This is a genomic window from Thalassospira australica (assembly GCF_000763295.1).
Lineage (GTDB): Bacteria > Pseudomonadota > Alphaproteobacteria > Rhodospirillales > Thalassospiraceae > Thalassospira > Thalassospira australica.
The window spans coordinates 83,256-95,839 of sequence record NZ_JRJE01000008.1 but is presented as its reverse complement, the minus strand read 5'-3'; the positions used below and the strand labels follow the sequence as shown (position 1 = coordinate 95,839).

The 12,584-nt window shown below is 52.5% G+C and carries 8 protein-coding genes and 1 tRNA gene; 6 read left to right on the top strand and 3 right to left on the bottom strand.

Annotated features, from left to right (window positions below):
- Positions 1-3 precede the first annotated feature (3 nt).
- On the bottom strand, positions 4-1,170 hold the full coding sequence (gene carA, locus JF44_RS0107180) for a glutamine-hydrolyzing carbamoyl-phosphate synthase small subunit (RefSeq protein ID WP_033068293.1): 1,167 nt from the start codon (positions 1,168-1,170) through the stop codon (positions 4-6).
- A 368-nt stretch (positions 1,171-1,538) separates the two neighbouring features.
- Between carA and JF44_RS0107175 the strand changes: the two genes are divergently transcribed.
- From JF44_RS0107175 to JF44_RS0107155, 5 genes are all read left to right on the top strand, one after another.
- On the top strand, positions 1,539-1,994 hold the full coding sequence (locus JF44_RS0107175) for a GatB/YqeY domain-containing protein (RefSeq protein ID WP_033068292.1): 456 nt from the start codon (positions 1,539-1,541) through the stop codon (positions 1,992-1,994).
- A gap of 159 nt (positions 1,995-2,153) precedes the next feature.
- A complete protein-coding gene (dnaG, locus tag JF44_RS0107170) occupies positions 2,154-4,043 on the top strand; it encodes a DNA primase (protein ID WP_033068291.1) in 1,890 nt (629 codons plus the stop codon).
- Positions 4,044-4,159: 116 nt separating this feature from the next.
- Positions 4,160-6,232, top strand: a complete 2,073-nt coding sequence (rpoD, locus tag JF44_RS0107165; protein ID WP_033068290.1) for an RNA polymerase sigma factor RpoD — start codon at positions 4,160-4,162, stop codon at positions 6,230-6,232.
- Positions 6,233-6,338: 106 nt separating this feature from the next.
- Positions 6,339-6,412: transfer RNA gene (locus JF44_RS0107160), tRNA-Ile, on the top strand.
- Positions 6,413-6,735: 323 nt separating this feature from the next.
- Positions 6,736-8,925 carry a FepA family TonB-dependent siderophore receptor gene (locus tag JF44_RS0107155; RefSeq protein ID WP_033068367.1) on the top strand — a complete coding sequence of 730 codons (2,190 nt, stop codon included), beginning with the start codon at positions 6,736-6,738 and terminating at the stop codon, positions 8,923-8,925.
- 111 nt (positions 8,926-9,036) lie between these two features.
- On the opposite strand, the gene JF44_RS0107150 is transcribed toward JF44_RS0107155, so the two are convergent.
- Positions 9,037-10,056, bottom strand: a complete 1,020-nt coding sequence (locus JF44_RS0107150; RefSeq protein ID WP_033068289.1) for an MBL fold metallo-hydrolase — start codon at positions 10,054-10,056, stop codon at positions 9,037-9,039.
- Between the two features lie 108 nt (positions 10,057-10,164).
- On the opposite strand from JF44_RS0107150, the gene JF44_RS0107145 reads away from it, so the two are divergent.
- Entirely contained in the window at positions 10,165-11,055 is an 891-nt protein-coding gene (locus JF44_RS0107145) for a LysR family transcriptional regulator (RefSeq protein ID WP_033068288.1), read from the top strand.
- A 6-nt stretch (positions 11,056-11,061) separates the two neighbouring features.
- Here JF44_RS0107145 and JF44_RS0107140 read toward each other — a convergent pair whose 3' ends face one another.
- Positions 11,062-12,480, bottom strand: coding sequence for a glycosyl transferase family protein (locus tag JF44_RS0107140; protein ID WP_052065558.1), 1,419 nt, complete (start codon positions 12,478-12,480; stop codon positions 11,062-11,064).
- Between the last annotated feature and the right edge of the window lie 104 nt (positions 12,481-12,584).

Here is a 12,584-nt window from a genome sequence, read left to right as displayed (position 1 = left end):
GGGTCAGGCTTTGGCGTCCTCGATCAGACCAACGAAACGTTTGAACAGGTAGTGGCTGTCATGGGGGCCCGGTGATGCTTCGGGGTGATACTGAACCGCAAAGACCGGCTTGTCTTTCAGGCGCAGGCCCGCAAGCGAGCCATCAAACAGCGAGAAATGCGTGGCTTCGACGTTTTCAGGCAGGCTGTCCTTGTCAACGACAAAGCCATGGTTTTGGGATGTGATTTCGACGACGCCCGTGGTGGTGTCCTTGACCGGGTGGTTGGCACCGCGATGGCCGACATCCATTTTCTGGGTCTTCGCGCCAAGCGCCAGCGCCATCATCTGATGACCCAGGCAAATCCCGAATACCGGCTTGCCGCTGTCGATCAGCTTTTTGATGGTTGGAACCGCATATTCGCCGGTCGCAGCCGGATCACCCGGACCATTTGACAGGAAAACACCATCCGGGTTCATCGCAAGAATGTCTTCAGCCGGGGTGGTGGCCGGTACGACCGACACCTTGCAATCGAGGCTGGCGAAGTTGCGCAGGATGTTGCGCTTTACGCCGTAATCGATGGCAACAACATGGTGTTTGGCATTGCCAAGCTTGCCGTAGCCGCCTTCGCGTGACCAAAGGGCTTCATCCCAGTCATAACCGGTGGTGCAGCTATTGTCCTTGGCAAGGTCCATGCCTTCAAGGCCGGGCCAGTCATTGGCTTTGGCGATCAGGGCGGGGATGTCAAAGCTGCCATCTTCGCTGTGGCAGATAACACCGTTCGGCGCCCCTTCGGTACGGATGCGTTTGGTCAGGCGGCGGGTATCAACCCCGGCAATGCCGATCCGGCCATGTTCGATCAGCCAGTCGTTGAAATGTTTTTGTGCGCGGTAGTTTGATGGATCGGTAATGTCCTGGCGCAGGATGCAGCCAAGGGCAACAGGTGCGGCATTTTCGATGTCTTCATCGTTGGTGCCGACATTACCGATATGGGGGAAGGTAAAGGTGATCATCTGACCGGCATAAGACGGGTCGGTCATGATTTCCTGATAGCCCGTGATGGAGGTGTTGAAGCAGACTTCACCGACGACCTCTCCTCGGGCCCCGACGCCGCGTCCCCAAAATACTGAACCATCTGCAAGAACCAGAACGGCAGAAGCACCAGGAGGCGGGGTGTGCGTGGGCGCTGACATTGGCAAATGTCCTTTCGATCTTTCCACGGTGAAACACGGAGTCTTTTTATATATAACATCTTGGCGCATGCCGACAAAAACGGCTGCTTTTAACCTGCATACCGGACATGCAGACGCGCAAAGCGGTTTTCAGCATTTGGAACTGACCATTTGAAATATGCCAGTGGTGTCTGCTGAAAGCGGGGCAAAGCGTGATCCCGGCAGGCAAATTGGCGGATGTCTACGGGAGTCGCGCAGGCATGTCAAGAACGCATCTAAACTTTTATTTATTGATTAAAATCAACAACTTAGGCGTTAATGTTTTCTTTGCGTAAAATGCCGATTTGCGGTATGTTCGCTCCTTTCTTCCACAGAATCAGAGATGAGCCATGCTGCGATCGCAGCTTAATGACGCTTTGAAAAAGGCCGTCCTTGCAAAGGATGCCTGCTCCGTAACCACCGTGCGCCTTATTTTGGCAGCATTGAAAGAACGCGATATTGCCGCCCGGAGCGATGGCAACACCGACGGCATTTCCGACGCGGAAATCATCACCCTGCTTCAGGCGATGGTCAAACAACGCCGCGAAAGTATCGAGATGTACACCAAGGGCAATCGCCCGGAACTGGCCGAACAGGAAGCCAAAGAGATCGAAGTGATCGAAAAGTTCCTGCCTGCCCAGTTGTCCGATGCGGAAATCGAAGAGGCCGTGCGCGAAGCCGTTTCCGATATCGGTGCGACCTGCCTTAAGGACATGGGCCGGACCATGGCTGCCCTTCGCGAGAAGTACAGTGGCACAATGGATTTCGGTAAAGCCGGTGGTGTCGCCAAAAAACTTTTGGGTTAATCTCAATTAGCCATTTTATTGAAAGCCGGGCGATGTAAAATCGTCCGGCTTTCGTCGTCCCGAGGTCAATCAAAAATCATCAAAATCGGCCTGATCGGGGCAGGGATCACTTAACAGGGTTGCAGCATGAAGCTGCGACGATACGGGAACGGGGCACACATGAGCTTTCCCCAGTCGTTTCTGGACGACCTGCGGGCACGGGTGGGACTGGCGGATATCGTCGGGACATCGGTGAAGCTGATCAAGCGCGGCCGGGAATATTCCGGGCTGTGCCCGTTTCATTCTGAAAAGTCCCCATCCTTTACGGTCAACGAGCAAAAGGGTTTCTATCACTGCTTTGGCTGCGGGGCGCATGGTGATGTCATCAGTTTTGTGATGAATACCCGTGGCTTGACCTTTGTCGAAGCAGTTGAGGTGCTGGCCAATCAGGTTGGCATGGATGTGCCCAAGCCATCGCGCGAAGCACAGGAACGCGAACAGAAGGCCAAAACCCTTTATGAGGTGATGGAAGCCGCAACCGCGTTTTTTGAAAAAACCTTGCGCATGCCCGAAGGCAAGGAAGGACTTGCCTATTTTCATCAACGTGGACTTGATGACAAAACCATTGCCGAGTTCCGGCTGGGCTTTGCGCCAGACAATCGCGGCGCGCTGAAAGCAGCACTAAAGCGCGAAGGAATCGACGAGAAACTGATGGTCGAGGCCGGGCTTCTGATCGAACCCGAAGAGAATGGCCGGCAAAGCTATGACCGGTTCCGAGGGCGGGTGATGTTCCCGATCCTTGACCGCCGGGGGCGTGTGGTGGCCTTTGGCGGGCGTGTCATGGGCGATGGCAAACCGAAATACCTCAATAGCCCGGATACCCCGCTGTTTCACAAGGGGCGGTTGCTTTATGGCCTGCCCCAAGCTCGCGAAGCATCCCGTCAGGATGCGCCGATCATTGTCACCGAAGGCTACATGGATGTGATTGCCTTGCATCGCGCCGGGTTTCGCGGGGCAGTGGCTCCGCTTGGCACGGCGGTGACCGAAGAACAGATTGGCGAACTTTGGAAAATGACCAACGAGCCGGTCCTGTGCCTTGATGGGGATGCGGCGGGCAAACGTGCCGCAGTACGCGCAGCAGAACGCGCATTGCCCATCCTGCGCCCGGGCAAATCATTGGTGTTTTCCATCCTGCCCGAAGGCGAAGACCCCGATAGCCTGATGGCCGCCCCGGACGGCTTTAACAGTTTTCGCAAAATCATCGAACAAGCGGTGCCGCTGGCCGAGCTTGTCTGGCGTATGGAAGTTGGTGCGCACAAGATCGATACACCGGAACGCCGGGCGGCACTTGAAGCAACGATTAACCAGCGCATTTCCGTGATTGCCGATGAAGCGGTGCGCTCACAGTACAATTCGATGTTCCGCGACCGGATATGGAAACTGTTCAAGGGGGATCGGGGCAGTAAACCGGCAAATCGGACCGGAAACCGGGGCGGATATCAAAATAAAAAATCCGGTTGGGGTGGCAAACGCGGAAAAAATGACCATTTCTGGGGTCCGGCCGGAAAAGCGGTGCCGGGCATGTCGCGACCACCCATGCAAAAGAAGCGTGACCTGCAGGACTCCATTCTTTTGCTGACGCTGATCAATCATCCTGCACTGCATGATGACATCGGTGAACAGCTTGGAATCTATAGTTGTGCAGACTCCGCGCTTGACAATCTTCGTCGTGCCGTCTTAAAGCTGCTTGATGACGATCCTGGACTTGATTGTGAAACGATCAAGGCCCATTTGGAGCGCGACGGGCTGTCAGAGACAGTTTTGCGGGTGGTTAGTGCGGATGTGATTGCGCACGCTGCTTTCGCCAAGCCCGAAACGCCGCTCGAACGGGCCCTGACGGGTTGGAAGCAGGTTTTTTCCATGGCTGTAAGCTCCCTGGAGGACGAAGAGGCAAAATACGCCGTCCGACAGTTGGCAGCAGATACCAGCGAGGAAGAATGGGAAAGGTTTTCTCACAGACGAGAGGATCTGGCCCAACGCCGGGAAAAAGTGTTTAAGCTCGACGACTGATCTTTGATTGCATGTGCGGTCAGGATCGGCGATCGGGCTATTTGTGATTTGCGCTGAGAAACACAGTGCGTGGGACAACAACGGTACGAATGTACCCAGCGGGAAACGGGGAATAGATGTCGTCTAAGACTTCGAACGCTGAAGAGAAAAAGAACTCTTCTGAAAACGCAGACGGACCTCTTCTCGATACATATAAAGCGGCCATCAAAAAGCTCATTGCCAAGGGCAAGGAGAAAGGCCACATCTCAGTCGATGAATTGAATGCGGCCCTGCCGTCAGAGCATTTTTCGTCAGAGCAGATCGAAGACGTGATGAGCAATCTCAATGAGATGGGCATCAATGTCATCGACGCTGACGAAGCCGATGACAATGACGACAGCGACGAGGCAGAAGCCGATCCGCGTGGCAATATCTCCGAGGATGATGTCGGTCGTACTGATGATCCGGTGCGCATGTATCTGCGTGAGATGGGCAGTGTTGAACTGCTGTCGCGTGAAGGCGAAATCGCAATTGCCAAGCGTATTGAAGCTGGCCGCGACATGATGATTGGCGGGATTTGCGAATCCCCGCTGACCATTCGCGCCATCGTCAACTGGCATGATCAGCTTCAGGCTGGCGAACTTTTGCTGCGTGATGTTATCGACCTTGAAACCACCTATGGCGGTGGTCCGGAGGCGGAAATTGCCGCAGCCGAAGGCGAAGACGAAGAAGCCGATACCGAGGTCGACGCCGAAGCAGATGTCGAAAGTTTCGAGTCTGCCAATGACGACGATGACGAAGAGGCCGAAACCGAAACTCCGCACGGGCTTACCGACGACGCCGAGGAAGAAGAGGACGAGGACGACGAGTCCGAGAAATCCGAAGGCGAAGAAGATGCGCGCGAAGGGGATGACGACGACGATGACGAGAACGAACAGGTCAATGTTTCGCTTTCCAAAATGGAAGAGGAGCTGACCGAACAGGTTCTTGAAAAGTTCGAGTTGATCGCCAAAACCTATGAGAAGCTGCATAAGGCGCAGGAACAGCGTCTTGTTGCGCTCAACAAGGGTGAAGCCGTTCCGGCCGCGACGGAAAAACGCTATAACAAGCTCAAGAACGAGATGGTTGGCCTTATGGAAGATGTTCATCTGAACAACTTCCGTATTGAAGAGCTTCTTGATCATCTGACGGGGTTGAACAACCGCCTTCTGGGGCTTGAGGGCAAGCTTCTGCGCTTTGCCGATCGTTGCAAGATCAAACGTCAGGACTTCGTGAAACAGTATCAGGGCCATGAACTTGACCCGAACTGGATGGAACGTGTTGGCGCGCTTTCGGGCAAGGGTTGGAAGGCCTTTGTTGAACGTTATCCCGATGAAATTGCCAACCTGCGTGAAGGCGTTGGCGGGGTCTCGGCCGAGGTCGGGCTTCCGATTGGTGAATTCCGCCGCGTTTACGGCGTTGTGAACAAGGGCGAACGCGAAGCAGGCCGTGCGAAAAAGGAAATGATCGAGGCCAACCTGCGTCTTGTGATCTCGATTGCCAAGAAATACACCAACCGTGGTCTTCAGTTCCTTGACCTTATTCAGGAAGGCAACATCGGCCTGATGAAGGCGGTGGACAAATTCGAATACCGCCGTGGGTACAAATTCTCGACCTATGCGACCTGGTGGATCCGTCAGGCGATTACGCGCTCTATTGCCGATCAGGCCCGTACCATCCGTATTCCGGTCCACATGATAGAGACCATCAACAAGCTGGTACGGACCTCGCGCCAGATGCTGCATGAAATCGGTCGTGAACCGACGCCTGAAGAGCTGGCTGAAAAACTGCAGATGCCGCTTGAGAAGGTCCGCAAGGTTCTGAAAATCGCCAAGGAGCCGATCTCTCTTGAAACCCCGATCGGGGACGAGGAAGACAGCCATCTGGGCGATTTCATCGAAGACAAGAACGCCGTTCAGCCGCTCGATGCTGCGATTCAGGCCAACCTGCGTGAAACCACCACGCGTGTTCTGGCATCGCTCACCCCGCGTGAAGAACGTGTTCTGCGTATGCGTTTCGGGATTGGCATGAATACTGACCATACCCTCGAAGAGGTTGGTCAGCAGTTCTCTGTGACCCGTGAACGTATCCGTCAGATCGAAGCAAAAGCGCTGCGCAAGCTCAAGCATCCGTCGCGCTCGCGCAAATTGCGTTCGTTCCTCGATTATTAAGAAATCACATGCGGTTCGGGCTTGACCTTGGCCTGAAAATCGCTAGTTTTCGGGACCGCACCAGACATCTGGTGCGGTCTTTTCTTTACCCGGACTTTTGTCTTGGGGGCCCGTAGCTCAATTGGTTAGAGCCGACCGCTCATAACGGTCTGGTTGGGGGTTCAAGTCCCTCCGGGCCTACCGTGGAGCAGTGTTTACAAAGTGTAATCACTGCTCCATCGCTTTCCATATTCCCGCTCAAAATCAGTCAGAAATACAGGCCAGTCTGAATTGTCATAATTCGGGGTGTTACTAGGTGCTGTAATCGTGAAGGGCATTGTCAACACGAATGGAACTGACTGGTTTGGTCGTGGGTTTTGCTCTGTATATAATTTAGAATAATTCTAAATAACAATTATTGCACTTGGGGAGTGGCGATAATAAGAATACCTCGCATTTGCAAAGTGGGGTGTCTAACTGTGAAAAAAATTCAAAAAGAACCTGGCGGATATCGGATCAAATTAATGCAAACGAGCCTGATCGCGTTGATGAGCGCGTGGTCGTTTGAGGTGTTGGCACAAGATGGTCTGGCGGCGGAGGATGAGACTGTTCTGGATACGGTCTATGTGATTGCGACGAAGGACCAGCTTAAGCAGTCACTTGGTGTTTCGACGATTACAGCAGATGATTTGGCGAAAACACCGGTAGTGAATGATATCTCCGAGATCATTCGCAAGATGCCCGGTGTCAATTTTACCGGGGCCTCGACAAGTGGTGAGCGCGGGAACCAGCGTCAGATTGATATTCGCGGGATGGGGCCCGAGAATACCTTGATTCTGATTGATGGAAAACCGGTGATGTCGCGAAATGCAGTCCGGCTTGGTCGATCAGGAGAACGTGATACGCGTGGCGATACCAGCTGGGTGCCTCCAGAAGCGATCGAGCGTATTGAAGTGATCCGGGGGCCAGCTGCTGCGCGATATGGTTCCGGGGCATCGGGGGGTGTCGTTAACATCATTACTAAAAAGCCGGACGAATTTTCAGGCTCCATCACCACATTTGCCAATATTCCGGAAAACCCGGAGGAGGGTAAAACATTTCGAACCAATTTCGTGGTTGGTGGACCTGTTCATGAGAAAGTCTCTTTGCAGCTGATCGGCGGATATAGCCACAGGGATGCTGATGATCAGGCCATCAATGAATCTGATTCGGTGTCGGATTTTCCGGCTGCGGGCCGAGAAGGTGTCATCAATAAAGACATCAGTGCCAAACTGACCCTGATGCCCAGCATGGACCATGAATTCGACGTCGAAGCGGGATACAGTCGCCAGGGCAACATTTATACGCGCGATAGCCAGCGTGCGCCAAACGGTGGCTCACAAGACCGGTTGACGGAACTTGCCGGAACGGAAACCAATTCGATGGAGAGGCGCACGTTATCTCTGACGCATGAAGGTTTTTACGATTTTGGTGATTCACTTAGTTACATCCAATGGGAAAATACCCAGAACCGGCGTTTGAACGAAGGCCTGTCGGGTGGGGCTGAAGGGGTCATTGGCAGTGATCTGGAATTCAGCAAAATTACGGTTGATAATCTGACAGCCAAAAGCGAATGGGATCTGCCATTCCATATGGGCTTTGACCAAAATGTGACGCTGGGGGCAGAGTTCCGCGGAGAGTGGATGCATAACCCGGTGTCAATCGGTCAGGAAATAACCGGTGCGTCGAGTATTCCCGGTATTCCGAGTGATCCAGATGATCGTGATCCGGATGCAGAGGCCTGGATGCAAGGTCTTTATATTGAAGACAACATCATGCTGTCTGAAGACTGGATGCTGACGCCGGGGCTTCGCGCCGATTATCAGGAAAGCTTCGGGATTCATTACAGTCCAAGCTTGAATACCAGCTATCAGATGACGGAAGAAGTATCTTTCAAGTTCGGTATTGCGCGCGCTTTCAAGGCACCAAACCTGTATCAGGGCACGCCGGGATATTTGTTCTATTCACGTGGCAATGGTTGTGCTGCGGGTTACACATTGTCAGGCGGTTGCTATGTTGTTGGAAATGAGGACCTTGAACCGGAAACCAGCCTGAACAAGGAGTTTGGTGTTTCCTTTGCTGATCGCGAAGGTTTGGCGGCAAGTGCAACCTATTTCCACAATACCTACAAGAACCGTATTTCATCCGGGCAGGAGCTGCTGGGGTATGCGAATGCCGCCGAAACCGTCGGGATTTTCCAGTGGGAAAATGTCCCCGAAGCGGTCGTGGCAGGGTTTGAGGGTAATTTGACCTATCCGGTATCTGAAAATTTGTCCTGGACCACCAACTTTACCTATATGACGGAATCCAAGAACAAGTCTGATGGTCAGCCCCTAAGTCTAATTCCGAAATATACCGTAAATAGCTGGCTTGACTGGCAGGCAACGGATGATCTGAATGTGGTGTTTGCAGCCACACGTTATGGCAAAACCAATGCGGCGACCATTAACGGTGCAACCGGTGCGGAATTGACCAACAGTGAGCCGCGCAAACCATATCACCTGTTCAATATTGGCCTGAAATATGCGCTAAATAACAGCTTCAGCCTGTCGACCGGGATCAATAACATTCTGAATACGGAAATATTACGCCGCGCAAGCGGAGCCCAAGCTGGTGCAAACACCTTCAATGAAGGTTCACGCTCTTACTATCTTTCTGTGACGGCAACGTTCTGATCCGCGACCGGTTGATCTTTCAAAAGCTAACCTGCACATAAAAAGAGGCCCCGAACAGCAGTATGTCCGGGGCCTTTTCTTTGTTTGATATTCGTGTTTCATAGGGCAGGGTTATTGGTCTCTTTCAGCCAGTCTTTCCGCCTGGGCCAAGGTGCAGTAATGCAGCAATTGGAACGCACCAAGAGCATCTTCGCCGTCAACAAAGGGATGTGTGGACCCAGGAGTGCGGCTTTGAAGATTTTGCATCTTTTCAACGGAACCATCACGGCGCGGATGGTTTGACAGAAACACATCAACATTGTGATGCTGGGCTGCTTTTTCGAAGTCTTCTGCTGATTGGGCATATTCCCGGATGCGATCTTCTTTGGGGCCGAAGTTCAGTCCCGTACCACCCCAAAGCCCGACATGATGGCGCGTTTGGCCGTCTTGGACCGGGAAAATCAATGATATTGTTCCAGGCGTATGACCGGGCGTAACAAATAACTTCACATTGGTATCACCCAGACTTACGGTTCCCCGATCATTGACCGTGACATCGCGTTTCGGCGGTTTACCCCAGCGCGGATTTTGGATCATCTGTTCCGGATCTTCGAGCATGTTCCAGTCCTGATCGCTCATTACGACCTTGGGGTGGAACTTGTTAACCAGATATTCCTGACCACCATAGTGATCACCGTGGCCGTGGGTGATAACAAGGTATTTGATATCTTCCGGATTGAGGCCAAGTTTGATCAGGCCGTCTTCGATATAGCGTTCCGCCTGATCATTATTGTTCAGAGCATCAACGAGAATGATGCCGTCACTGGTCTGAATGGCCCAGCTTGAAACAGACCGGTTGCCGACAAAGTACAGATTGTCAAACACACGGGTCGGTTCGACATAGGCGCCTTGCCGTCTTTTTTCGCGTTCCTCGGCAGAAAGTTCGCGTTTTTTGGTGTTTCCGGGTGGGCGGGATCCGGCGATGCGAAAGCGCGATGATAGATCACAAAGGTTATGCAGGCCGGGATAGTTTTCACCTGCCTTCAGGCCCTTGTCAGCCAGTTCTTGTGATGTCAGTGGTTTCGCATTTGCAGCAGTTGATGCAAGGGCGAGCATCAAGCACATCACTGAGGCCGTTCCAATGGTCTTCATGAAGTTACCGTGTTGTTTGTGAGATTAATCTTTATTCGCAATTGAATCTATGATCAAAAATACCGAACGAAAAGCGGGAATAACTGTTCATATTGATCGAAAAATTTGATGAAAAATACCATTCCACGTACCGACATTGAACAATGGGCGGTTTTGCGCGCCGCGGTACGATCGGGGAGTTTTGCCAAGGCGGCACTTGAGATTAACCGCAGCCAATCATCCGTGAGCTATGCAATTGCCGAATTGCAAAAGAAGCTGAATGTAGACCTTATCAAGACAGTCGGGCGTCGTGCTGTTTTGACCAAAATGGGAGAGCGTCTTTTGATGGCGGCCATTCCCTTGATTGACGGTCTGAACCATCTTGAAGAGCGCGCATCTTTGCTGGCAAGCGGGCAGAGGCCTTCGTTACGGGTCCTATGCGATTGCCTGTTCCCGCGCGACGTTCTTTTTTCTGCGATTACAGAACTGCAAAATCAGCATCCCCAGACAGAGGTTTCGGTTCAGGAGTTTGTCCGGAAACCGATTTCTTATTTCAAGCCGGAAAGTTGGGATGTCGCGATTGGATATTGGGATGATAGCGGTTTGAACGCGACGCCTTTGGTCGATATTGCACTTCAACCGATTGTAAGAGCAGGTCATCCAATCGCACAGGTCACCGGATCAGAACTTGAAGAGCAATTAGCAACGATCCCACGCGTGGTCATAGACGTTGAAGATAAGGTCAATCATGACTTTTTGCTCCCCGGGCAGTGGCGGGTCAATTCGCTTGATGCTGCGATTGCTGCTATTCGCTCGGGTAAATGTTACGGGTACGTTCCATGCCATAGTGTAAAAGACGACTTGCAGGCCGGGCGACTGGTGGAGATTCCTGTCTCATCAGACCTGCGTCGCATCCCTTTGGTTCTTGCACTTGGTCGTCAGTTTGACGCGATGTCACTTGCATATGCTTTTGCCGATCTGGTGCGAGATGAAGTCGCATCCGCATTTGGCGAACTATGAAAGTGCCTATTTGGACATTGCCCGATTGCGATCTCGCCATAAGAGCTGGGCATGGGACAGCGCAGTTTCAAATGACATGTCTGAATGCTGTGGCAAGCTGATCAGGGCCGCTGCAGCTGTATATGTGATGATATTTTCCGCCATTTCATCTGTTGCGGACCCGGTCCAGACAGCTTGCCAATGTTCGCGCTGCGTAAAGATATGTCTTGGTGGCGCATCGGCGATCATGCGATTTCCCGGTGCGATGGTGTCAAGCGATTGTCCGTTACAGATGCGGTAAAGCGGCGTTGTCTTTTGAGGCGAGATTTGCGCAAAATCTCTCACAGAGCCGACAATTGTCGCGTTTTGGTATTTCAACAGATGTGCAACGTCCCGGTAAAGATCACGCTTTGAGAGCTGCGCGGCCCCCAAGATAACCGATTTTGCATTCAGGGGGTTTACCAGATGGCTGACATAATGAACCGGTAACCGGGTTTCGACCAGATGGTAAAGATCCAGCAATGCTTGCATTTGCGGTGAAATCGCACCCAGCGGCGCATATGCGATGTTTGAGGTGTTGAGAACCTGGCTGGCGTTTTCAAGCGTTGTGCATACCGGAATGGCGCAGTCGTTCATTGCCAGTTCTAGCTTTCCGCTATGTGGACCGTTGCCAAAATAGCCATGCAACAGAATTTTGTGACCTGCTTCTGCCAAAAGCCGTGCGGAGTGGATAAACCATGGTGCATGTCGCCAGTTGGCCGAGATATATGCTGGCCAATCAAGATCCGGCTGAATGCCAGAGGATGCGTTCGATATGATGTTTTCGCGCACGGCCTCAATAAATCCAGCCAGTTCTGGCGCCGTGATGCCGCGATGCTGAATGGTCATCAACAGCGCGCCGATCTGAATTTCATGGGCATGGCCATTCAGGATAATATGAAAACAGTCTTTGGCTTCGCGTTGCGTGAGTGGGCGGCTTTTTCCCGGACCAGGGCAGGTGACAGCAATGTATTTTGCCAGACGCTTGGCAGGGGATGCGCGGTGATCAATCTCTGAGATTTTTCTCGAGAGCGTTTCGGGCGTCGGCGATACATCAAGTTTTGGTTCGCGGCTTGAAGCCAGTGGAGGCATCGGCAAAACCGTAGGGTGTTGCCATTCATTTTCCTCTGCCGCGGATGGGGTCTGATTGCGATCTGCTGTTGGGAAAAGCAACTCTGAAGCTTCGTGCGCCAAGGCTCTGACGCGCAGGCGAAGCGATTCTGCAAGTGGCGTAGGGCGCATGCCTTGACCGGTGCGAATAAACAGCTCGTCATCATAAATCTTGCGCAATTCCGATAGGACTCGGCTCATAGCCGAAGTCTGGATGCCAACGTCTTCTGCGGCTTGTGTGACGCTGCCAACTCGTAAAAGAGCATCAAATGCAATCAACAAACGGGTCTTTTGCATCAGAGTGCTGTTTTTTTCGCTTTTTTGATGCTGATTTGCATTCTCAGCTGTTGCGGTGTGGCTGTTTTTCGGTAGTTTAGGCTGCAATTTTCAATGGTCACAAT